This is a genomic window from Kiloniella laminariae DSM 19542, from assembly GCF_000374005.1.
Taxonomy (GTDB): Bacteria; Pseudomonadota; Alphaproteobacteria; order Kiloniellales; family Kiloniellaceae; genus Kiloniella; species Kiloniella laminariae.
In genome coordinates this window covers 476,199-498,582 of sequence record NZ_KB893134.1, presented here as the reverse complement: position 1 = coordinate 498,582, position 22,384 = coordinate 476,199, and the positions used below count along the sequence as shown (strand labels likewise).

General features: G+C 51.2%; 20 protein-coding genes. 8 read left to right on the top strand and 12 right to left on the bottom strand.

The window, feature by feature from the left end; translation table 11 throughout:
• The first annotated feature begins 7 nt into the window (after positions 1–7).
• From lptC to ptsN, 6 genes are all read left to right on the top strand, one after another.
• Positions 8–715 carry an LPS export ABC transporter periplasmic protein LptC gene (gene lptC, locus B152_RS22215; protein ID WP_157230778.1) on the top strand — a complete coding sequence of 236 codons (708 nt, stop codon included), beginning with the start codon at positions 8–10 and terminating at the stop codon, positions 713–715.
• Entirely contained in the window at positions 712–1,539 is an 828-nt protein-coding gene (locus tag B152_RS0102425) for an LptA/OstA family protein (RefSeq protein ID WP_020590785.1), read from the top strand. Before lptC ends, B152_RS0102425 begins: the two co-directional genes overlap by 4 nt.
• 49 nt (positions 1,540–1,588) lie before the next feature.
• Complete coding sequence (gene lptB, locus B152_RS0102420) at positions 1,589–2,371, top strand: LPS export ABC transporter ATP-binding protein (protein WP_020590784.1); 783 nt, start codon at positions 1,589–1,591, stop codon at positions 2,369–2,371.
• 10 nt (positions 2,372–2,381) lie between these two features.
• On the top strand, positions 2,382–3,911 hold the full coding sequence (rpoN, locus tag B152_RS0102415; RefSeq protein WP_026261215.1) for an RNA polymerase factor sigma-54: 1,530 nt from the start codon (positions 2,382–2,384) through the stop codon (positions 3,909–3,911).
• Positions 3,912–4,117: 206 nt separating this feature from the next.
• Entirely contained in the window at positions 4,118–4,711 is a 594-nt protein-coding gene (hpf, locus tag B152_RS0102410; RefSeq protein WP_020590782.1) for a ribosome hibernation-promoting factor, HPF/YfiA family, read from the top strand.
• A 22-nt stretch (positions 4,712–4,733) separates the two neighbouring features.
• On the top strand, positions 4,734–5,198 hold the full coding sequence (gene ptsN / locus B152_RS0102405) for a PTS IIA-like nitrogen regulatory protein PtsN (RefSeq protein ID WP_020590781.1): 465 nt from the start codon (positions 4,734–4,736) through the stop codon (positions 5,196–5,198).
• Between the two features lie 127 nt (positions 5,199–5,325).
• Here ptsN and B152_RS0102400 read toward each other — a convergent pair whose 3' ends face one another.
• The 5 genes from B152_RS0102400 to B152_RS0102375 all read right to left on the bottom strand — a co-directional run bounded on the left by B152_RS0102400 (position 5,326) and on the right by B152_RS0102375 (position 8,853).
• Positions 5,326–5,544 carry a DUF1150 family protein gene (locus B152_RS0102400; protein ID WP_020590780.1) on the bottom strand — a complete coding sequence of 73 codons (219 nt, stop codon included), beginning with the start codon at positions 5,542–5,544 and terminating at the stop codon, positions 5,326–5,328.
• A gap of 111 nt (positions 5,545–5,655) precedes the next feature.
• Positions 5,656–6,102, bottom strand: coding sequence for an Hsp20 family protein (locus B152_RS22210; protein WP_020590779.1), 447 nt, complete (start codon positions 6,100–6,102; stop codon positions 5,656–5,658).
• 519 nt (positions 6,103–6,621) lie between these two features.
• Positions 6,622–7,854 (bottom strand): sensor histidine kinase, encoded by a 1,233-nt coding sequence (locus B152_RS24890; protein WP_020590777.1) that lies wholly within the window; start codon positions 7,852–7,854, stop codon positions 6,622–6,624.
• Positions 7,855–7,997: 143 nt separating this feature from the next.
• On the bottom strand, positions 7,998–8,531 hold the full coding sequence (locus tag B152_RS0102380; RefSeq protein ID WP_020590776.1) for a rhodanese-like domain-containing protein: 534 nt from the start codon (positions 8,529–8,531) through the stop codon (positions 7,998–8,000).
• 40 nt (positions 8,532–8,571) lie between these two features.
• Complete coding sequence (locus B152_RS0102375; RefSeq protein ID WP_245549919.1) at positions 8,572–8,853, bottom strand: ArsR/SmtB family transcription factor; 282 nt, start codon at positions 8,851–8,853, stop codon at positions 8,572–8,574.
• An 84-nt stretch (positions 8,854–8,937) separates the two neighbouring features.
• On the opposite strand from B152_RS0102375, the gene B152_RS0102370 reads away from it, so the two are divergent.
• Positions 8,938–9,798, top strand: a complete 861-nt coding sequence (locus B152_RS0102370; protein WP_020590774.1) for an MBL fold metallo-hydrolase — start codon at positions 8,938–8,940, stop codon at positions 9,796–9,798.
• A 91-nt stretch (positions 9,799–9,889) separates the two neighbouring features.
• Here the strand turns inward: B152_RS0102370 and pyk are convergent, their stop codons facing one another.
• The 4 genes from pyk to B152_RS0102350 form a co-directional block, all read right to left on the bottom strand.
• Entirely contained in the window at positions 9,890–11,335 is a 1,446-nt protein-coding gene (pyk, locus tag B152_RS0102365) for a pyruvate kinase (RefSeq protein ID WP_026261214.1), read from the bottom strand.
• A 143-nt stretch (positions 11,336–11,478) separates the two neighbouring features.
• Entirely contained in the window at positions 11,479–13,023 is a 1,545-nt protein-coding gene (gene glpD / locus B152_RS0102360; protein WP_020590772.1) for a glycerol-3-phosphate dehydrogenase, read from the bottom strand.
• A gap of 183 nt (positions 13,024–13,206) precedes the next feature.
• Positions 13,207–14,214, bottom strand: coding sequence for a type I glyceraldehyde-3-phosphate dehydrogenase (gap, locus tag B152_RS0102355; protein ID WP_020590771.1), 1,008 nt, complete (start codon positions 14,212–14,214; stop codon positions 13,207–13,209).
• Between the two features lie 492 nt (positions 14,215–14,706).
• Positions 14,707–15,498, bottom strand: a complete 792-nt coding sequence (locus B152_RS0102350; RefSeq protein WP_020590770.1) for a DeoR/GlpR family DNA-binding transcription regulator — start codon at positions 15,496–15,498, stop codon at positions 14,707–14,709.
• A 189-nt stretch (positions 15,499–15,687) separates the two neighbouring features.
• On the opposite strand from B152_RS0102350, the gene glpK reads away from it, so the two are divergent.
• Positions 15,688–17,175: a glycerol kinase GlpK gene (gene glpK, locus B152_RS0102345; protein ID WP_020590769.1), complete on the top strand. Its 1,488-nt coding sequence runs from the start codon at positions 15,688–15,690 to the stop codon at positions 17,173–17,175.
• Positions 17,176–17,235: 60 nt separating this feature from the next.
• Here the strand turns inward: glpK and B152_RS0102340 are convergent, their stop codons facing one another.
• From B152_RS0102340 to sucD, 3 genes are all read right to left on the bottom strand, one after another.
• Positions 17,236–19,449 carry an RNA degradosome polyphosphate kinase gene (locus tag B152_RS0102340; RefSeq protein ID WP_020590768.1) on the bottom strand — a complete coding sequence of 738 codons (2,214 nt, stop codon included), beginning with the start codon at positions 19,447–19,449 and terminating at the stop codon, positions 17,236–17,238.
• A 218-nt stretch (positions 19,450–19,667) separates the two neighbouring features.
• A complete protein-coding gene (locus tag B152_RS0102335; protein WP_020590767.1) occupies positions 19,668–21,263 on the bottom strand; it encodes a CYTH and CHAD domain-containing protein in 1,596 nt (531 codons plus the stop codon).
• Positions 21,264–21,484: 221 nt separating this feature from the next.
• Entirely contained in the window at positions 21,485–22,381 is an 897-nt protein-coding gene (gene sucD / locus B152_RS0102330) for a succinate--CoA ligase subunit alpha (protein ID WP_020590766.1), read from the bottom strand.
• Between the last annotated feature and the right edge of the window lie 3 nt (positions 22,382–22,384).

The window sequence follows — 22,384 nt, the reverse complement described above, 5'->3', positions numbered from 1 at the left end:
GGAAAAAATGTCCTCAAAAACTTCCGCAAAGAACCAGGCGCCGGCCACCACCGCCTCCCCCGCGGCAGTCACTATCCCTGAAGCTGTAAAACCACCCAGTTTTTCTGGGAAAAATGGCTACAGCGTTTTTGTCAGCATCGCCAAAATCGCTCTGCCTTTTTTTGCCATCATCCTGATCCTGCTGGTTATCGTCTGGCCCCAGCTTGAAGAACAGGTCATCGCAGAGGGTACAGCCATCGGCAAAAGCATTCTTGGCGATGCACCTGATACACTCAGCGCGCTCAATCCCAAATACCTTGGTCTTGATGATCAGGAGCAACCCTACACCATTATCGCCGACCTGGCCGAACAGTCCCGCGAACGGGAAAACGAGATCTTCCTCACACTGCCCAAGGCAGATATTTCCTTACAGGACGGCAGCTGGATCGCACTGTCTGCCCGTTCCGGGCTCTACGACAAGGATGCAAAATACCTCACCCTTGATGGAAACGTGAATATCTTTCAGGATCAAGGCTTTGAAATCATAACCCAAGAAGCCATGATTGATGTGAATGCAGGCTCGGCCTATGGTCAGAGTGAAGTCAACGGACACGGTCCAGCCGGAACAGTCGTGTCAGAAGGCTTTGTCATTACAGACCGGGGACAGCGTATCACCTTCACCGGAAAGAGCCGGCTGGTCATTCTTTCCGACGCACAGGAGACGTTAAAAAAATGAGGCGCCTAACATCGGCCATTCTTCCGGTCACAGCGGCAATCGCGTTCTTCCTGGCACTTGCACCACACACTGCATCTCTGGCGCAGGGATTGACCGAAGGCCTGGGTCAGGGCAAAGAACCGCTTGAAATCAATGCCGATGAAGGGATTGAATGGCGCCGGGACAAGAAACAGTACGTCGCCAGTGGCAACGCCCGTGCGGCACAGGGCGAGCTGGAGGTTCGTGGCGACCAACTGATCGCCCATTACCGCGAAGGCGCAGAAGGCGGAACCGAAATCTACAGGGTCGATGCCGTTGGCAACGTTCAGATCATTTCACCTGGGGAAACCGCTTATGGCGACAATGGCGTTTACGATATCGATCAGCAGGTCATGGTCCTCACAGGCAAAGACCTGCGCATGATCAGTGGGGCCGATACCATTACGGCCAGAGATAGCCTGGAATATTGGGAAGCAAAGCAGCTCGCCGTTGCCCGCGGCAATGCTGTTGCGATCCGCGAAGACAAAAGGGTTCACGGTAATATTCTGACGGCTCACTTCGTTAAAAATGCTCAGGAAAAACTGGAAATCGAACGTATTGACGCCTTTGGTGATGTCCGGGTTGCAACCAAAACTGAATACGCGACCGGTGACAAAGGCATCTATTATGTCAAGAAGGAGTTGGCGAACCTCATCGGTAATGTCAAGATAACCCAGGGGGAAAACCAGATGAACGGGGATCAGGCTGAATTCAATCTTGCTACAGGTGTCAGCAAGCTGACCAGCGCAGGTGGCAAACCCGTAACAGGCCTCATCCTTCCCTCCAGTAAGAAAAAGAAACCCTGATACATTCAAGATATTTACGCGGCACCACTTTTAACGGCAAACAAATTTAATGACTGAGAAGCATCCCGACACCGCGAGCCAGGAAAACAAGCCAACCTTGATTGCTGACAATCAGGGGCTCATTGCAACAAATCTTGGTAAAAGCTTCAAGAAACGCCCCGTACTCAGAGCTGTGACCATGAAGGTCCAGCGCGGCGAGATTGTCGGCCTCCTCGGTCCCAATGGAGCAGGGAAAACCACCAGTTTTTACATTATCACCGGACTGCTTGCCCCGGATTCCGGCTGGGTCACCCTGGACAACCAGGACATCACCGATCTGCCCATGTATCGACGGGCCCGGATGGGCATTGGCTACCTGCCTCAGGAAGCATCGATCTTCAGGGGACTGACGGTGGAACAGAATATCCGGGGTGTGCTGGAAGTGGTCGAGCCGGTTCGCAGCAAGCGGGAAGCCAAACTTGATAGCCTGATGGCCGAATTTTCCATCACCCACCTGCGCAAAACACCTGCCATTGCCCTCTCGGGCGGGGAACGACGTCGTGTCGAAATTGCCCGTGCACTGGCATCCGATCCCAGCTTTATCCTGCTTGATGAACCCTTGGCCGGGATTGATCCCATTGCAGTTGGTGATATTCGTGACCTGGTCATGCACCTCAAAGACAGGGGTATTGGCGTCCTAATTACGGATCATAATGTTCGGGAAACATTGGATATTGTGGACCGGGCCTATATCATTCACGATGGCATGGTGCTGATGGAAGGCACTCCTGGCGAGATCGTCAATAACGACGATGTACGTCGCGTTTACTTAGGTGAAAGGTTTAGCCTCTAAAGGTTAACCTATGGCGGTATCTCAAAGACTTGAGCTGAGGCAAAGTCAAAGCCTCGTCATGACCCCGCAACTGCAGCAGGCCATCAAATTACTGCAGCTGTCGAATATAGAGTTGGCTGAATATGTTCAACGGGAACTGGAACAGAACCCGCTTTTAGACAGGGATGATGGCACGGGTAACGCCGAGAGGCAGGAACGCGAGGCCGGGGACCTGCACGCCGCGGCAGAATCTTCTTCCGGCAACGACAGCAATTCCCCCGACTCGCTTGAGCTCGGGAACGCAGAAACCCTGCCGGATAGTAACCAGTCCCCGCTCGACACTGATTTCGACAGCTATTATGACAGCAGTCCCGACAACCAGTGGAGCGAGGACAGCACCTCCTTTTCCAGCTGGGGTCCCGGCGGCAATACCCGGTTTGACGACGAGTCCTTCTCGCTTGAAAATCGTCTGGAAGAAACCGTTACTCTAAGCGCTCATCTTCGTGAACAGCTGGTGATGGAGATCGACGATCCGACCAAACGGATCATTGGGCTGCACCTGATCGATAACCTTGATGAATCCGGTTATATGAAAGCCGATCTTGGGGAACTGGCAGAACAGCTCGGCTGCAAAATCGAGTTGATCGAAAGTGTTTTGCAAACACTACAGACTTTTGACCCCTCAGGAATCTGTGCCCGAGATCTAGCAGAATGCCTTGCGATCCAGCTCCGGGAGAAAAACCGGCTTGATCCAGTCATCCAGGCCTTGCTCGACAATCTGGATCTTCTGGCAAAAAGGGACCTCGCTGGCTTGCGCAAGGTCTGCCATGTCGATGACGAAGACATAACCGATATGATCGCCGAAATCCGGGCCTTAAACCCGCGACCTGCCGCGTCGTTTGACACCAGCGACGTTGAATCAGTGATCCCCGAAGTCATTGTCAAACCCGATCGTGCTGGGGGCTGGCATGTTGAACTTAATACAGACGCCCTGCCAAAAGTCCTGATCAACAATCACTATTACAACAACGTGTCCCAACTCGCCCGGACCAAAGAAGAGAAAACCTATATTTCCGAACAAATCCAGTCGGCGAACTGGCTGGTAAAAGCACTGCACCAACGCGCTACCACGGTGATGAAGGTCGCATCAGAAATTGTCCGGCAGCAGGAAAAGTTTCTGCAAAAGGGGGTCCAGTCTCTGCGACCTTTGACCCTCAAGGATATTGCCGAAGTTATCGAGATGCACGAATCAACTGTGAGCCGGGTAACTTCGAACAAGTATATGGTAACCCCGCGCGGCACCTATGAAATGAAGTATTTTTTCACCTCTTCTATTGGCGGAGAAGACGGGAACAACCATTCTTCCGAAGCAGTCCGGGACAGAATCAAGAACCTGATTGATCAGGAGGACAGTAAAAAAATCCTGTCCGACGATGCTCTCGTGACCAAACTGAAGCAGGAAGGGATCGATATCGCCCGGAGGACCGTGGCCAAGTATCGTGAAGCCCTTGGAATTTCATCATCTGTACAGAGACGCCGGGAAAAATCACTCTCTTTATAATTTAGATGTAACAAAGTCTCCCCAGCGCCAAAGACTGTGATATACTGTATAGGTCGTTTACGAAAACGGGAGGGAAAATATGGTTCTACCTACTGTCCTTGACTCCAATAGACGACGACACTATGGTGCCGCCCCAGATAGCGGGGCATGAATGGCACGGATTGTCATTACACAAAACCCCTTAACAATTCAGAGAATATGTTCACATGCAGCTTTCCGTTAAAGGCAAGCAGCTCGACGTCGGCGACGCGCTGCGCACACATATCGAAGAAAACCTTTCCTCAACACTGGATAAATATTTTGGTGACGCGATAGATGTGAATGTCACCCTGTCCAGAAACGCCTATCTCTATCGGGCAACAATTGTTGCCCATGTGGGCAAAAATATTCGCCTCGAAGCCAATGGTGAGGCTGGCGAACCCTATCCCGCATTTGACCTGGCTGCTGAACGCCTGTCAAAACGCCTGCGTCGTCACAAGCGGAAGCTCCGCGACGATCATGCAGAAGGTGGTAAGGAAGCAACTCATGCCCAGCATTACATTCTGTCTGGCGAGCATGATGAAGACCAAGACGACGCTGTTGATGCCGTTAACAACGACGACAACAGCCCCTTGATTGTGGCAGAAATGCCAACAGAAATCCCGACTTTGACAGCAGGTCTCGCCGTGATGCGGATGGACCTGGAAGATCTGCCTGCGATGATGTTCCGCAACAGCAAACACGGTGGTCTGAATATGATCTACCGTCGCTCTGACGGAAACATTGGCTGGGTTGATCCAACAAAAAGTCAGAGAAATTAACAGCTAAAGACCTGATTGTACTATGGAAATAACCGACCTTATCGGCCCTAATGCTGTGGCCGCCGGCTTGCGTGCCAACAGCAAGAAGCAAGTGCTTCAGGAAATGGCAAAACGTGCCGCGGAAATTACCGGACAGGAAGAACGTGATATTTTTGACGTTCTGATTGAAAGGGAAAAACTCGGCACGACAGGTATCGGGCAAGGAATAGCGATTCCTCACGGGAAACTGCCAAACCTTGATCGACTCTATGGCTTCTTTGTCAAGCTGGAACGCCCAGTCGACTTTGATTCCATAGACGAACAACCGGTAGATCTCATTTGCCTTCTTCTCGCACCGGAAACCGCTGGAGCAGACCATCTCAAAGCCTTGGCCAGAGTGTCACGCCTCTTGAGAGATGCTGCAACCTGCGAAAAACTTCGGGGCACAGAGAGTGATGACGGCATCTATGCTCTTCTGAGTGCGACTGCAACAAGTCACGCTGCCTGATAAGGATATAAACTGAAAAAGGCTCCCGAAAGGGGGCCTTTTTTATTTCAAACATCAATTTATTCCAAACGCCAGAAGAAGCACTCCCGGACAAGGACAGAGAATACCCCTGCCCAAGCGTCACGGTTTAGTGCACACTCAAGGGCTCCAGATCCTGCTGGCGTACAGCAGCAAAGGCAACATCACGATTGGTTACAACTGTGATTTCTGTGCCATCAGCGGCAAAAATACCAAAGCAAGCCTCTCCGTCCACATCGACAGCCTTGACATAAGCCACAGCTTCCAATCCCAGGGCCGTCATGTCCTGTTCAGTCATAATCTCTGAAATTACTTGCTTTACCATCATACTTCTTTCTGCCTGCTACAGGGTGCAGCTCAAAGGCAACTGTTCTAAAGGCCACCATACTTCCCTAATGTTAAGGAAGCATCAACTCGTTTTCTTTTTTAGAAATTTACATCAATTTTCTTCAATTATCGTCTTTTTAGGTGCCTTTTTCAGGGTCTGAATTGCAATGCTCCTGATCGGAACATCAACAAGCGGCTTTTCCAGATCAATATGCAACAGCCCATTGTCCAAAGTTGCATCCTGGACCTCAATGCCATCTGCCAAAACAAAGGCTCTGCGAAACTGACGGGCCGCAATTCCCCGGTGCAGGTAAATCCGGTCATCGTCTGATTTGGCCTTCCCACGAATGACAAGCTGGTTGCTTTCAATTTGCACCTGCATGTCTTCAGGCGCAAAACCCGCCACAGCCAGTGTGATGCGAATTCGATTTTCACCAATCTTTTCTACATTGTATGGGGGATAGCCATCGGCAGCAGTTTTCGTAATCATATCAACGGCCTGCTCAAACTGCTCAAAACCAAGCATCAGAGGGCTGTTAAAAAGTGATAAACGCGACATCGTTACCTCCTCGGCAGAGCAAGGCTCAACTCTGTAAAGCCCCCCAAAAGGCGGCCCTTGTTTCTATGGTCTGAATCATTCAGCCCCACAACTCCTGTTATATTTGGTGGGAGAACCACCTCCGGTCAAGTCTGCAGGCAGTAAAATCGCTCTCCCCGGCCCTGAAAAATCTAGAAACCACACCCATAGGGAGGACAAATCAATTCTACACCATCTTTGCGTTTATTTCTTGGTTTTTCCCCTTCAATTGTGTATACCTGTTCAGGCACAACACCACATCTTGTGGACAAATCTGTGGATAAGATGATGAAAACTTTTCATTCCGTCACTTCCAGCCCTTATCTTGCAAGGCCGTTACGGACTCTTGAACAGGTGAAAGCAGAGCAAAACAAAAACAAGCTCCTGCGCCTTGATTCCAGCACAGAGACAGAAATCACATCTAAAAATGAAGATCTAAAAAAAGGGCTCCGAACTTTGCGGAGCAAGAAGAAACTTCAAAATTAAGTTTCTTCGGGCAGCTTATTCCACAACGAGATAAGAAGGAAATCTCAGAGTAACCGCCGTTCCCAAGCCGGGTTCACTGGTAATATGAAAATCTCCTCCCAGGGCTTCTACAGCCTTTTTCGATACTGGCAGTCCAAGTCCCGTTCCCCTGACATGCGTGTTGGATTGGGCTTTTTCTATCTGCCCATAGGGGGTCAGCGCGACAGCAAGTTCCGACGAGGTCATTCCAATTCCATTATCCCGGATGATCATCAAAATAGCCCCGTCTTCATCACTATAGAAGCCCTCAACCGAGACTCGGCCTCCCGGGCGCGTAAACTTTACAGCATTGGAAACCAGGTTGGTCAGAACCTGTTTGAAGCGGCGCTCGTCTGTTTTCAAATCCGGGAAGTCAGACGGTATATTAAAAGAGAGTTCCACTCCCGCCTCTTCAGCCAGAACAGCCATCATACGAAAGGTGTCAGAAACGGCATCTTTTACAGAAACATCAGAAAGCTCGAGAACCGGGCCTTCGGAATCAGCTTTGGCAATATCAAGCACATCGTTAACGATTCCGAGCAAATGCTGGCTGGCTTTATGAATATCCCCCGCATAACCCAGATATTTTTCATGTCCCAGGGCTCCAAAGGCCTGTTCCTTCATAATTTCGGAGAAACCCAGTATGGCATTGAGCGGCGTCCGCAGTTCATGGCTCATATCAGCAACAAGATTATCCCTGTCCTGGTTCTGACTCGTCAGGCCAGGATTTTGCTGCAGCAAGCGTTTCTCGGCCTGCTGCAGTAAAATCAATGCCTGATCAGCTTTTTCTGATTTTTTCTCCAATTCAGATTCAAGCTGACGCTTTTTCTCTTCCCACATTTGGCGCTCTTGTGCCATCTGCAAAAGAGTTCGGCAGCAAGTTTCAAGTCGATACAATGACTGGGGATAGAGAAGAATGTCATCACAACGCAGATCCGATCCGTCTACTTCTGTCTTCTGGGCATCTTGCTCCAGATAGACAACCGGACACCGCTGCCCAGAAGGGAAGGCAAGAATCTGCTTGAGCAACTCCCGTGCGGGACCCGGCTTGGTTCCGGAATCAAAAAACAGCAGACCGGGAGCAGCCTTCTCATCCGAATGAGATCCCGTGCAGCTGGAAACATTCTGAAAACCCGCATCCCGTAACACTCCGAGAAAATCAGAGGAAAAATTCTCGTCATCACTCAAAAGGACAACAGGCGTCAGCCTATATTCATGATCATTCTTCAAGTTTCATCTTAAACATGACACCCATTCCCCCGAATCAAGGCACCATGCACCTTCCTGCCTACAGGCGCTAATCATCGAACTACTTTATCCCTCAGTAGGTTATGAAAAGATTAAGAGTTCCACCTTAGGGGAAGGTACTTTCTTCAACCTGAGCTGACCCTGTTCCAGGGCATTACCGCCAGAATACGGGCCATTCCGCAAAAGCCTGTCAAGCCCGCCAGAGTCAGGCCAGCCCCGACGAAGGCTGCGATGAAGAGAAAACCTGAATGAACCACAAAACCCAACAGAATACCCGTCAAGACAAGGCTTCCGGCAATAACCTGGACCTGCCGCATGATATCAATCGGGGCTTTTGTTAATTTTTTTGTCGGCAGACCAGCCGCAATCCAGGCCATCAAACCACCTTCGAGAATCATAATCTCTTTAAAGGGCATCAGGCTTAAAAGCTCTGAGGCCATCAAGGTTCGCTGTCCGCTTCGGCAGAGGAATACAGCAGCCTGGCCGGAAGTATCGGAAAAATCATATGACGCAATTTTATCAAGCGGGATCAGCCGGGAACCTTTGATATGTTCCTGGGCAAATTCCAGCCCCCCACGAAGATCAATCAGCTCCACCTCCTCAGCCAGCAACCGTTTCTCCAGATCCCGTGGCGAAATAGATACAATCTTCTTTTCCATCGCTCTGCTCCTGATAAAATGGATCTCACATGCCTGACAGCTATTTCGGACAGTAGCTATCGTAGAGGACCTGCAATATTCCTGCTGCTGCCGGGTGGTCGAGTCTGTAATAAATGCTCTGCCCTTCACGCCTGAAACAAACCAGCTGCTCTCTCCTCAAAATCGAGAGTTGCTGGGAAATCATAGCCTGGGCGATATCAAGGTTTTCAGCCAATGCTCCGACTGTTTTCTCTCCCTCCACCAGTTGGCAAAGGATCATCAGTCGACGCTCATTGGCCAAAGCCCGCAGCAAGGCACTTGCTTTACCTACAGATTTTTGCATATCCGATAAATTCATAAATCAATACATATCAAATTTGCTATATTTTTGTCAATTGATATACTACCGGGAAAAACGGAGACAGGAATGACACCCCAGATAGAAGCTTTTTTTCACGAAGCAAGTAACACCCTTTCCTATCTGGTTTGGGATCCAGCAAGCCTGAAATGTGCCATTATTGACTCCGCGCTTGATTATGCCCCCAGCGCAGGCCGAACCTCAACCGAAAGTGCCGATGCGATTATTCAGACAATTCAGCAGAAAGAGCTGTCTTGCCAGTGGATTCTCGAAACCCATGTTCATGCCGACCACCTCTCTGCTGCCCCCTTTTTAAAGAAGATGATTGGCGGGACAACAGCCGTCGGCAATCAAATTTCAGCCGTCCAGCAAACTTTCAAGGCTATCTACAACACAGAACCCGCTTTCCAGACCAACGGTGAACAGTTTGATTATCTCTTTGCCGATCAAGAAGATTTTAAACTGGGAACCATTCCCTGCCAGGTACTGCACACACCAGGGCATACACCTGCCTGTATTACCTATGTAATCGGCGATTGCGCTTTTGTTGGCGACACCCTCTTTATGCCAGACTTTGGAACGGCCAGAGCCGACTTTCCGGGCGGAGATGCCGGCGCCCTGTACGATTCAATCCAGAAAATTTTCAACTTGCCGGACAGTACCCGACTTTTCACCTGTCATGATTACGCCCCCAATGGCCGCAAGATCGCGTGGGAAACAACCATCGCTGAACAAAAGCAGCATAACTTGCATGTCCACAACGGCATCACCCGTGACGAATTCATCAAGATGCGCACTGAAAGAGACCGACAACTCGCCATGCCTGCTCTCTTGCTCCCCTCTATCCAGGTAAATATGCGCGCTGGCGACCTCCCCCCAGCCGAGGCTGACGGCAATCACTACCTCAAAATTCCTCTTAATCGCCTGTAAGAAAAAAGCGGCCTCAAACAGAAGCCGCTTTTTATCAATATCACCAGAGAACTACCTGTTAACTCACCATGTCGCCTCTAACGGAATTCAATCAGCGATCTTTCGGATCCGTTTTTTCATGCTGGCCAACAGTGGCAATCCGAAGATTGTTGGTCGAGCCTGGCGTACCAAAAGGAATACCAGCAGTCACAACAATCTTGTCGCCGTTTTCACAAAAGCCTTCACGGCGCGCAATCCGGGTGGATTTCCCGACCATTTCTGCAAAGCTGTTAACATCCCGGGTGTTCACGGAATGCACACCCCAGATCAGAGACATCCGTCTTGCAACCCTCAGGTCAGGTGTCAAGCCAAGTAACGGTGTGTTCGGGCGGCATCGCGCAGCACGAAAAGCCGTGCTGCCTGTTGTCGTAAAGGTAACGATCGCCTTGGCACCAAGCAGGTCTGCAACCTGGCTGGCCGCATCACTGATCGCATCAGCTTCTGTCGGGTTTGGCTCCAGTTCGTCGGCATGAACAAGCTTCAGGTACAGAGGGTCCTGCTCGATGGTCTCAATAATCCGGTTCATCATGCTGACCGCTTCCAGCGGATAGGCGCCGCTGGCTGATTCAGCAGACAGCATAACAGCGTCCGCGCCGTCGTAAACCGCTGTTGCTACATCAGAAGCTTCCGCCCTTGTCGGCGTCGGCGAGGTAACCATGGTTTCCAGCATCTGGGTAGCAACAATCACCGGTTTCCCATATTCACGGCAGATCCGGATAATACGCTTCTGCAGGACAGGCACGTTTTCCGGCGGTAACTCAACGCCGAGATCTCCACGTGCCACCATAACCGCATCGGTCAGGGCAACAATCGCCTCGAGCTGCTCAATAGCAGAGGGCTTTTCCAGTTTGGCCATCACGCCCGCACGGCCATTCACCAGCTTGCGCGCTTCCATCACATCTTCAGGACGCTGAACAAAAGAAAGCGCACACCAGTCACAGCCAAGCTCAAGCCCGAATTCCATGTCCTTGAGGTCTTTTTCCGTCAAGGCAGACAGAGGCAGAACAACACCTGGGACGTTCACGCCCTTATTGTTTGACAGGACACCGCCTACAACAACCTCGGTTTCAGCTTCGGTACCCTTGACTGAACGGACCCGCAAACGAATACGACCATCATCAAGCAAGAGATCGGTTCCTGCTTCAATAGCGTCAAAAATTTCCTTGTGCGGCAAGGTTGCCCGCGTGGCATCACCAAGCTCGTCCTTCATATCCAGTCGAAAACTTGCGCCGGTTTTCAGTTCAGCCGAGCCTTCGGCAAACCGACCGACACGCAGTTTTGGTCCCTGCAAATCCATCAACACCGCAATTGGTCGACCGGTTTCCTGCTCCACTTCACGGATCAGGTCATAGCGCTTTTTGTGATCTTCATGAGTCCCGTGACTAAAATTCAGACGGAAAGTATCCACTCCCGATTTAAAGAGCGCAGCAATTGTCTCTTTATCCGAACTTGCCGGGCCGAGTGTGGCAACAATCTTGCAGAGGTGTTTGCGCTTCATCCCGAACAACCTTTTCTATTATTATTTCTAGGCAGGAGTATATCCTGCAATCTGTGCAATATCAGCTTTCTATTACAAAAACTTGATCTTTCGCGAAGCCTTTTTATGAAAACGCTCAACTCACAGCAGACTCCATAGCGCATTCATGATGCGAGTGAAAATCCGGCTGCAAGCTGCAGCTGTTTTTTTGTATAGAGCGCCAGCCAGTCATCCAGATCACCTCCGACGTCCTGCGGAAGATGCAAACCCAGCTTGGTTCTCCGCCAAAGAATATCCTCACTCGTCAGGGCCCATTCCTCGTCAACCAGATACCGAACTTCAGCCTCGTAAAGATCCCCGGCAAAACAGCTCCCCAGACCATCAAGACAGCTTGTCCCATCAAGAATTTGCTCCACTCTGGTCCCATAGGTTTTCACATAACGCTCAAGCTGTTTAACCGGTAACCAAGGATACCTGGCCATCATCTGCCCAATGTAGAGGTTTACATCCTCATTCGGGATATCCCCGCCCGGCAGAATAGAACCAGCCGTCCAGCTTTTATCCGCAATTCCAAAGACATCGCTGATCAAGCTTAGCGATGCCTGAGCCAGCTTACGATATGTCGTCAGTTTGCCACCAAGAATATTGAGCACAGGAGCTTTGCCTGGCTCACTCTCAAGCTCAACCGCATAGTCCCGGGTGGTCTGTGACGCATCCGCTTCTCCATTGTCAAACAGAGGCCGAACCCCTGCGTAACTCCAGACAACATCCGCAGCTTTCACTGGCCGTTTAAAATAGCAGCTTACAGACTGGCAAAGGTAGGAAATCTCTTCTTGCGAGATCTTTACATCCGCTGGATCACCTTCATGATCCACATCAGTCGTGCCAATCAGCGTGAAATCATTTTCATAAGGGATCGCAAAAACAATCCGTTTGTCCTGATTCTGGAAAATATAAGCATGATCATGATCGAACAGGCGCGGCACAACAATATGGCTGCCTTTGACCAACCGCAGCCTCTTGTCACTTTTCAGGCCGATTTCCCCGGTCAGCAGTGCCTGCGCCCAGGGCCCTGCTGCATTAACCAGCAGCCTTGCTCTGACCACCGAGATCTCGCTGGTAAAACCGTCAACAAGCTTTACCTCCCAGTGGTCCTGCTGGCGGATCGCCCCGATACAGCGCGTGCGTGTCCGGATTTCAGCCCCCCGGTTGCGGGCATCCATGGCATTCAACACCACCATGCGCGCGTCCTGAACCCAGGCATCCGAATAGATAAAACCCTTGGTGAGGTTATCAACAAGGGGCGTGCCGACACAATGCCTGGTCAGATCAACGCCACAGGAGCCCGGCAAACGTTCCCGCTTGCCCAGATGATCATAAAGAAACAACCCCAGGCGAATAAGCCAGGCCGGACGAAGATCTTTATTATGTGGAAGCACAAAACGAAGCGGCCAGGAAATGTGGGGCGCAGAAGCAAGAAGGACTTCGCGCTCTTTCAGCGCTTCCCGGACCAGACGGAATTCGTAATGCTCGAGATAGCGTAAACCGCCGTGAATAAGTTTGGTACTGGCAGAGGAAGTCCAGCTTGCCAAATCATCTTTCTCACACAGCAGGGTCTTCAGACCCCGCCCGGCTGCATCCCGCGCTATACCGACACCATTGATGCCACCGCCAATAACCAGGATGTCGAACAGATCTTCAGTCCTCATTGTCTCTCGCTTGTCTATAACATTGTCAGATCATCACCAGCCGCCTGAGCGATCCTGACATACGCAGACTGGCACGCGATTACGACGTGCCAGTTGATAAATTTCTTTCTGTAGTTTTCCCGTAATTCCACTGCAAAAAAATGATCAGGAGGAGGCCCTCTACCTCCTCCTGATCAAGTAGACCTAGAGGCTAAGCCCCAGGGCGACAGCAGTGTCAACCATACGGTTGGAGAACCCCCACTCGTTGTCGTACCAGCTCAAAACCCGAACTGTCCGCTTACCCACAAGCTGGGTTTGGGTCAGGTCAAAGGTCGAACTCGCAGGCGAGTGGTTAAAATCACAGGAAACCAGTGGCTCGTCGTTAACATCCAGCACCCCTTTCAAGGGTCCTTCAGCCGCAACACGCATTGCCTGGTTAATTTCTTCAGCGGTTGTTTCGCGCCCGGCAGTGAATACCAGATCAATCAGGGACACGTTTGCCGCCGGAACACGTACCGATGTGCCGTCCAGCTTGCCGGAAAGCTCGGGCAGCACCAGACCAACAGCCTTGGCAGCGCCAGTTGATGTCGGGATCATGGAAAGTGCGGCAGCACGGGCACGGCGCAAATCACTATGCATTGTATCGACAGTATTCTGATCACCGGTATAGGCATGCACTGTCGTCACGAAGCCTTCTTCCAACCCAACAAGCTGGTTGAGCACATGCGCAACAGGCACGAGACAGTTGGTGGTGCAGGACGCATTGGAAACGATTGTGTGCTCAGGTTTGATCTTGTCGTGGTTCACACCGTAAACCACCGTCAGATCCGCATCCTTGCCAGGAGCAGAGATCAATACCTTCTTGGCACCGGCCTCAAGATGGGCAGCAGCCTTAGCCCGGTCAGTAAACAGCCCGGTACATTCCAGAGCGACATCAACATCCAGCTTGCCCCAAGGTAGATCAGCCGGGTTGCGTTCGGAAAGAACCGCAATACGCTTGCCTTCAATAATCAGCGCGCCATCTTCTGCTTTGATGTCTTTGCGCAAGGGTCCATGCACGGAATCATATTTCAGCAGATGGGCATTTGCCTGTGCCGAAGCCAGATCATTGATCGCAACAACTTCAATATCATCACGTCCGGATTCAATCACGGCCCGAAGTACAAGGCGACCAATCCGGCCAAAACCATTAATAGCGACGCGAACTGCCATTTTTTGTTCCTTACGTGTTTGATACGACAATCTCTTGCCTTCATAAATGTTCACTTTCGAACCTAAACGCAAGTATATTTTTTAATAAATGAAAATTTAATGAAAAATATAGAAAATCATCACAGAAAATTCACGCCATAAATCAAAGAAAATCAGAGAAAATTTTAGGTAAAATATGAAATTACCAATTTAAAATCAGATAGATACAAACCAATCCCTCAACAGAAATTCTCTTCCAACGCCCTCCAACATTTCAGGTTCAATTTTTCAAAACTGAATTTCAACACCGTGAAAAAAGAGAGATCACGCAGAATCCAAAAGGGTAATTAAGAGCCTAGTTGCCGAGATGAGACTGATTAAAAAAATTTCCTTTTGACCGGAAACCGTCAAAAGAGAAGAGAAGGCGACAAACCAAATAGCTAAAGCACTTTTTCCGTTTATGATTAAACAAACGTGCTTAAGTCAGTTTATCACTATCGGCTCAGAAAACGATCAGTCTTTTGGTTGGGGAGCCTTTGGTTTCGTAAGAACCTCAATTTCCAGCGACTTAACGACAGCAGCAAGAGGCCCTTTGGGCAAACAATCCGTAACCAGGGTATCAATTTGCGACAGATGCCCAAGCCGGACCAGCGCATTACGGCCAAATTTGCTGCTATCCGCGACCAGCAGAGTATGGCGGGCATTTTCGATAATCGCCTGCGAAACCCGAACACCGCCGTAGTTATAATCAAGCAGGCTTCCATCCTCATCAATTCCGCCGACGGCAATAACTCCGTAATCGGCCCGGAACTGGCGGAAGAAATCAATCGTCGCCTCACCAATGATGCTGCGATCAAGGCTGCGGACCACTCCACCAGCCACGATCACCTCGAAACTAGGATTCGGACTCATGATATGAGCAACGCTGAGGCTGTTGGTAATCACGCGCAAGCCCGAGTGACGCATCAGGGCCTGGGCAACTGACTCATTGGTTGTTCCCATGTTGATAAAGAGCGAAGCATTGTCTGGGATTTCCTGTGCCACAAGCTGGGCAATCCCTTCTTTTTCTTCGGCATTGATGGTTTTGCGCTGGTTGTAGTCAAGATTAAGAACCGAAGAACTGAAGCTTGCGCCGCCATGGAAACGATTGAGAAACTTTGCTTCGCAAAGCTCGTTAATATCACGGCGAATGGTCTGGGTTGTGACAGCAAAATCCTGAGCCATGGCGTCGATTGACACAAACCCCTGATCCTTTGCCAGCTTAAGGATCTGGCGCTGCCGCCGACTGAGACTATTGAGATTCATCTGCCATCCTCTTTCAGATTGATCCTGATATCCCCCGTCTGATTGCGCCTGATTGCGCCTGTTTATAACAACAGGGGAACATCATGATTTCTCTTTTTACCGATTTCCTGTCAAAAAGAAACCGATGTTCACTTTACTTTCGTAAACGAACATACGAAAGTAAAGCTGAAAATCCAAGGGGTAGAGTTAATGAGTGACAAAAAGTACATCCTTTCCATCGACCAGGGCACCACCAGCAGCCGCGCTATTGTCTTCGACACAAGCGGCATAAGCCTGACCAAGGCCCAGCAGGAATTCCCCCAGATTTATCCTGATGATGGCTGGGTTGAACACGATCCTGAAACCATCTGGTCCTCCACACTGGCCGTCAGCCGCGCGGCTCTCGATGAGGCGACCGCAAAAGGCGCAAGGGTTGCGACCATTGGCATTACCAACCAGCGTGAAACCACCATTGTCTGGGACCGCACCACTGGAAAACCGGTTTACAACGCCATTGTCTGGCAGGATCGCAGAACAGCAGATTATTGCTCGGAACTCAAAGCTTCCGGACACGAGGAGCTGGTCACGGCCCGTACCGGTCTGCTCCTTGACCCCTATTTTTCCGCCACCAAGATCGCCTGGATTCTCGACAATGTTGAAGGAGCCCGGACCAGGGCAGAAAAGGGAGAACTGGCTTTCGGCACGGTAGACTCCTTCCTGTTATGGCACCTGACCGGAGGAGCAGTTCATGCAACAGATGTGACCAACGCCTCCCGCACCATGATCTTTGACATCCACAAGCTGACCTGGGATGCAGAACTGCTTGCCCTGTTCAACATCCCGGCTTCGATTTTACCGGAAGTCAAAGACTCTGCTGCAGACTTTGGCCAGACCGCTCCTGAGATTTTTGGCACTCCGATCCCGGTAGAAGGCATCGCCGGAGATCAGCAGGCCGCCAGCTTCGGTCAGACCTGCTTTGAACCGGGGTCAATCAAAAGCACCTATGGCACCGGCTGCTTTGTTCTGCTGAATACGGGCAACAAGCCACTGGCCTCAAAAAATCGTCTTCTAACGACAATCGGCTATCGCGTCAAAGGCCAGACCTCCTATGCGCTGGAAGGGGCAATCTTTGTTTCCGGTGCGGCGGTACAGTGGCTCCGTGATGGCCTAAAAATCATCAAATCCGCAGCAGAAACCGAAGCGCTTGCAAGTTCCCTCAACGATAACAAGGGAGTTTATCTGGTTCCTGCCTTTACCGGACTTGGCGCGCCCTATTGGGATCCTCATGCCCGTGGCGCAATCTTTGGACTGACCCGGGACAGTGGCCCGGCCGAAATTGTCAGGGCAACACTTGAGGCCGTCTGTTATCAGACCCGCGATCTCTTCCAGGCCATGGCCGATGACGGGCTTACGCCGAAAGAACTGCGGGTTGATGGCGGCATGGTTTCCAACGACTGGCTGCTACAGTTTCTGGCCGACACACTCAATCTCTCTGTCGATCGCCCGGAGGTCAGCGAGACAACCGCTCTCGGTGCGGCCTACCTCGCCGGATTGCAGCACGGCATCTACGAATCACTGGAAGACATCAAGCAGAACTGGCATCTGCAAAGACGCTTTGTCCCTGAAATGTCTGCCGACACCAGAGAACACAACCTCTCGGGATGGGATCTGGCGATTCAACGTACCCAGAGGAAATAATCCCTGCCTCGAAGAACTTTGCGAAGAACTTTGCTCAGGCATCCTGCCCTGGGGAAAAACCTATGGCATTTTGCTTCGGCGTTTGGTCATGGCTTTTCTCAAGGCCTTGCCACGCCCTGAAAGGCTCGGGTTGGTCATAAAGAAACGATGGGCACTAAAGCCCTGCCCTGCGGGTTCAACCCGTTTGAACGAACCATCAGGCTGCATGATCCAGCTTTGCGCCTCATCGTGCAGATTGGCATACATGACCTGATCCAGAATCTGGCGTTTAACGGTTTCATTTTCAATCGGCACCATGGTTTCAACCCGCCGATCAAGATTGCGTGGCATCAGATCAGCCGACGAGATATAGACCTTGGCCTTTGTCGAGGGCAGAGCATCGCCATTGCCAAAACAGAAGATCCGGCTGTGCTCCAGAAAGCGGCCGACAACACTTCGCACATGGATATTTTCTGAAAGCCCCGGCACTCCGGCTCTGAGGCAACAGATCCCCCGTGCAACAATCTGGACCTCAACACCAGCGGCACTTGCTTCATATAAACCGTCAATAATTGCCGGATCGACCAAGCTGTTGACCTTGATCCAGATCGCCGCGGGCTTCCCTGCTTTGGCACTGGCAATTTCTGCCGCAATTTCGGTCATGATCCGGGGGCGCAGGGTATCCGGGGCAAATTCCAGCTTTTCCATCCCCACCGGCGCGGCATAGCCCGTTGTATAGTTAAAAAGACAACTGGCATCTCTCGCCAGGGCCGGATCACAGGTAAAGAAACTCAGATCTGTATAGATCCTGGCTGTGATTGGATGGTAATTGCCTGTTCCAAAATGAACATAGGTACGCAGGCCCTCTTCTTCATCCCGAACCACCATCGAAATTTTGGAATGGGTTTTCAGATCAACAAAACCATAAACCACCTGCACCCCTGCTCGCTCAAGATCACGGGCCCAACGAATGTTCGCCGCCTCATCGAAACGCGCCTTCAACTCAACCAGGGCCGTAACCGATTTCCCTGCTTCCGCCGCATCAATCAGGGCCCTGACAATGGGCGATTGGCTTGAGGTCCGATAAAGTGTCTGCTTGATCGCAATGACATTCGGGTCATGTGCCGCCTGCTTGAGAAACTGAACGACGACATCAAAGCTTTCATAGGGATGATGAACAATAAAATCCTTGGCCCGGATTGCCGCGAAACAGTCGCCGCCAAAATCCTTGATCCGCTCGGGAAAACGGGGCGTGTAGCTTTCAAACAGCAGGTCATGCCGGGTTGACATGATCATCTGGGAAACATCAGAAAGACCCAGCATGCCGTCCAGAACAAAGACGTCTGTTTCCTCGGCATGAAGCTGTTTGCTAACAAAATTCCGTAGGCTTTCCGGCATTCTTGAATGTAGCTGCAAGCGAATAACCGATCCCCTGCGGCGGCGGCGCAGCATGCTTTCAAAGGTCCGGACCAGATCTTCCGCCTCCTCATCAACCTCAACATCCGAATCCCGGATAATCCGGAAAAGACCATCTCCTAAAAGCTCAAAGCCGGGGAAAATCTTATCAAAAAACAGCCGGATCACGGTTTCCAGCGCAATAAAGCGGCAACCCTCCCCCGGCAACTTGATAAAACGTTTAATGTTGTGCGGGATCGGGATCAAACCGTTATGAAGATGGCTGTCTTTCGAGCGCAGAAGTTCCAGTGCCAGAACCAGCCCCTTGTTCGGAATAAAGGGGAAAGGATGAGCCGGATCGACAGCCAGGGGTGTCAGTGCGGGATAGACCTGGGTCTTGAACCATTCGCCCAGCCAGACTTTCTCAGGCTCCGTCAACTCGTCCTGCTCAAGCAGGAACACCCCCTCTTCCCGCAGGTTCGCGAGAATTTCAAGCAACACTTTCTGCTGCTCTTCCATCAAAGCCCGTGCATCCCGGGAGATCGCGATCAGCTGTTCTTCCGGTGTCAGGCCATCGAGACTGAGTTTGGTAACCCCGGCAGCGACCTGCCCTTTCAGGCCTGCCGCACGCACCATGTAAAATTCATCGAGATTATTGGCCGAGATCGAAACAAAACGCAGGCGTTCCAACAGAGGGTGCTGCCGATTACTGGCCTCTTCCAGAACACGCGAATTAAAGGCAAGCCAAGACAGTTCGCGGTTAATAAAGCGCCGCGGATCTTTGTTTTCCACCCACTTGCCAGCAGCCGGGCGCTCCGTCACCTCTTCATAGCTGCCCTGCTTTGCCCCCTTTGGGAACACAGGGGCTTCAAGCAGGTTAACTGTCATTTGATTGGTCATTTTTCCGCCAGGCACATTATCAAATAATTAGGGCCAGGAACTTTTCATTTCACCCTCCGCTGAAGGTAGAAACAAAACTCCCGGCCCTAAAATCCATAGCAGCCTCACGTTGCGCTTTTATGTAACTCTCAAGTCAGAATGACTGTCCTGGAGATCGAAAAGCACGGAAAATGAACTTTTCCTTGCGTCCTCTTTTGATGGGTATCTAAAAATCCGGATTAATCTTTCCAGAAAGGCTCACAGGTCGAAAACTTGCGCCAAGCCTTATCAAGAGATGCCATGTCTTTTTTACGTGTCACTTTGTAGCTTTTCTCAGCCAGGTGAAGGGCCTCGCTCAACACAAGGCCATCTCTGTCCAGGGTTGCAGTCGCCATCCCGTCAGATTGGGCCGCTTCAGCAGCATCACCATGAATGAGACTTTCCAAGCTCTGCTTTAGTTGAGCAAGCGTTTCGCGGGAGTGGAACAGATCCAGGTTTTTCTCCAGCTTGCGACACCGTCGTAAAAAGGCATTTTCGTCTTTCTTCGACCACAGGCGCTGAAAAAACTCGGCACAATAGCGCAGATACTGAACATCCTGCCGCATCGCATCGCGCATATCACTGCCAAGCAGAGCAACATCACCTGGCACCGCATAAAGAATTTCAGCCCGTCGATCCCCCAAAATTCCGCCATAGGTTTTGCTGATTTTCTGCTGCCCTTCCCGGGATCCTTCCCTGATCACCAACAGTTTTTCAAGCGCGATAACCAGTTCAATAAAGCGGCTTGAGGTCGCAGCTACAGAGAGTTCACGCAGGAGCTGATCACGACGATCACCTGCCAGCCCAATTAAGCGGGGAAGCTCGACACAAGTGGTATTCTCTGCCGACAAGGGCAGCAGTCTTTTGTCAATCAGGTAATCAAGATCCCGGACAGAACCGGCAAGCTTACACAACCAGAGCAGATCCCGTTTCAAGGCCTTCTTCCTGACCTCTTTCGGGAAGAGATCTTTCAGAACGATGACCCCGACCACCAGTCGGGACAGCGCAACAAAAACACCCTCGGTCGCCTGCTGGCTCTCCGGGCCATGAAGTCGGGAAATACTTTCGAGCAACTGTTTGATCCCGGACAGAACAGCTTCCTGGACCACGGCCCATCCCGGCGTGCCTTTTTTAAAGCTGACCTCCCGCTGCAGATCAGCATGCCCTTCTTCAATTCCATGCCCGTGACGCGCCAGATCGAATCCCCGGCTGGCTTTGGAATTGGTGCCAATTGCAAAGCTGCAGTGTTCCTGCAGCAAAGAGACAAAATCAAGCATGTCCTCAGCGCTTCCCTCGAGAAGCTCCAACTCGATTTCAGAAACTTCCTCGCTCTTCTCTTTTGCTCGGATATTCCCGGTATCAATCGCCATTTCTATTTTACTGTCCCGGTATTGAATCAAGCGATGTACGCGGCGGATATCTGAAACACAGATTTCCTCCAACGGCTGTCCCTGAAGCACACCTTCCAGTTTTGACCGCAACTTTCTGTCATCAATCAACTCTAGGTCTGGCTCCCCGGCAACAGCTGGTACGGTGAACTCTGCCCGCTGCTTTACAATTCCGCCATCTGCATCCTTGCTTTTGAGGGTCTGGACCCATTGCCCGTTTTCGCGCCGAACCCGCAGGGTCATTTTTGTCTCTTTCAGCGTATGATCTGCTGTATCAAAATAGCGAGTCAGAAGGCGATGAAGCGTTGCCTTGCCAAGCGTTATATCTTTTAGAAAAGGCGAGCGACGGAATACAACCAGCTCTTCCGGCTGGAACAACAATTTGATTTCTACCTCTATCGCCTTCATTTCGGCACCCCTTTGTAGTCTTTTATTGGACGTCACAACCTCCAGGAAGAGCACAGAAGCATTACAGCGTTATGTCAGTAATTATCGTGTCCTGTCACAATTCCGGGGAACCCTGCCCTTGAGATGTCCAGAAGCGGCAACGGGCCCAAAAGAAAAATGGGCGTGTGAACCTGCCACACGCCCCGAGTTATTTCCCCAGACTAAAAGAACATCAATTAAAGCTAGAATGCTCCGACTGATGTCAGGAGCTCGGCAACTGTCGAGCCCATTTCGGATGGGTTCGGTGCGACCAGAACACCGGCTTGACGCAGGATCTCTACTTTTTCCCCTGCGCTTTCGCCAAATGCCGTAACAATCGCACCTGCATGCCCCATCTGGCGCCCCTTGGGCGCCGTCAAACCGGCGATATAGGCTGCAACAGGCTTGCGCATGTTCTCTTTCGCGAACTGCGCCGCCTCTGCTTCCTGTGGTCCGCCGATTTCACCGATCATAAGGACGGCGACGGTCTCGTCGTCTTCCTCGAATTTTTCCAGAATATCCTTGAAGGAGCTGCCGTTAATCGGGTCTCCCCCGATCCCGACCGAGGTCGAGATGCCAATGCCCAGGGCTTTCATCTGTGAAGCCGCTTCATAGCCAAGCGTGCCCGAACGTCCGATAATGCCAACCTTGCCCGGCTTGTAGATATGCCCCGGCATAATGCCCAGCATCGCCTTGCCCGGGCTGATGGTTCCCGCACAGTTCGGCCCGGTCAGGCACATACGGTTCTCGCGCTTGTAACGCATCATATAGCGCTTGACTGTAATCATGTCCTGCACCGGAATACCGTCGGTAATGGACACACAGGTCCGGATTCCGGCATCGGCAGCTTCCATAATTGAATCCGCAGCAAAGGGCGGCGGCACAAACACGATGCTGGCCTCGGCCCCGGTTTCCCGCACCGCCTCGCTGACCGAGTTAAACACCGGAACGCCCAGATGCATCTGCCCACCCTTGCCCGGCGTAACTCCGCCGACAACATTGGTGCCGTATTCAATCATTTCCTTGGCGTGAAAGGAGCCGATGTTTCCTGTCAGCCCCTGCACGATCACAGGGGTCTTTTCGTTGATCAGAATCGCCATTGT

Excerpts from the sequence above, each read along its gene's own strand:
- B152_RS0102340 (WP_020590768.1), bottom strand. The coding sequence starts at position 19,449 with ATGACCAATCAAATGACAGTTAACCTGCTTGAAGCCCCTGTGTTCCCA.
- B152_RS0102350 (WP_020590770.1), bottom strand. The coding sequence starts at position 15,498 with ATGAATCTCAATAGTCTCAGTCGGCGGCAGCGCCAGATCCTTAAGCTG.
- B152_RS0102380 (WP_020590776.1), bottom strand. The coding sequence starts at position 8,531 with ATGGAAAAGAAGATTGTATCTATTTCGCCACGGGATCTGGAGAAACGG.
- pyk (WP_026261214.1), bottom strand. The coding sequence starts at position 11,335 with ATGAAGCGCAAACACCTCTGCAAGATTGTTGCCACACTCGGCCCGGCA.
- ptsN (WP_020590781.1), top strand. The coding sequence starts at position 4,734 with ATGGAAATAACCGACCTTATCGGCCCTAATGCTGTGGCCGCCGGCTTG.
- B152_RS0102370 (WP_020590774.1), top strand. The coding sequence starts at position 8,938 with ATGACACCCCAGATAGAAGCTTTTTTTCACGAAGCAAGTAACACCCTT.
- sucD (WP_020590766.1), bottom strand. The coding sequence starts at position 22,381 with ATGGCGATTCTGATCAACGAAAAGACCCCTGTGATCGTGCAGGGGCTG.
- gap (WP_020590771.1), bottom strand. The coding sequence starts at position 14,214 with ATGGCAGTTCGCGTCGCTATTAATGGTTTTGGCCGGATTGGTCGCCTT.
- lptC (WP_157230778.1), top strand. The coding sequence starts at position 8 with ATGTCCTCAAAAACTTCCGCAAAGAACCAGGCGCCGGCCACCACCGCC.
- B152_RS0102335 (WP_020590767.1), bottom strand. The coding sequence starts at position 21,263 with ATGAAGGCGATAGAGGTAGAAATCAAATTGTTGTTCCAGCCGGAAGAG.
- lptB (WP_020590784.1), top strand. The coding sequence starts at position 1,589 with ATGACTGAGAAGCATCCCGACACCGCGAGCCAGGAAAACAAGCCAACC.
- hpf (WP_020590782.1), top strand. The coding sequence starts at position 4,118 with ATGCAGCTTTCCGTTAAAGGCAAGCAGCTCGACGTCGGCGACGCGCTG.
- B152_RS0102375 (WP_245549919.1), bottom strand. The coding sequence starts at position 8,853 with ATGCAAAAATCTGTAGGTAAAGCAAGTGCCTTGCTGCGGGCTTTGGCC.
- B152_RS0102400 (WP_020590780.1), bottom strand. The coding sequence starts at position 5,544 with ATGATGGTAAAGCAAGTAATTTCAGAGATTATGACTGAACAGGACATG.
- rpoN (WP_026261215.1), top strand. The coding sequence starts at position 2,382 with ATGGCGGTATCTCAAAGACTTGAGCTGAGGCAAAGTCAAAGCCTCGTC.
- glpD (WP_020590772.1), bottom strand. The coding sequence starts at position 13,023 with ATGAGGACTGAAGATCTGTTCGACATCCTGGTTATTGGCGGTGGCATC.
- glpK (WP_020590769.1), top strand. The coding sequence starts at position 15,688 with ATGAGTGACAAAAAGTACATCCTTTCCATCGACCAGGGCACCACCAGC.
- B152_RS22210 (WP_020590779.1), bottom strand. The coding sequence starts at position 6,102 with ATGTCGCGTTTATCACTTTTTAACAGCCCTCTGATGCTTGGTTTTGAG.
- B152_RS0102425 (WP_020590785.1), top strand. The coding sequence starts at position 712 with ATGAGGCGCCTAACATCGGCCATTCTTCCGGTCACAGCGGCAATCGCG.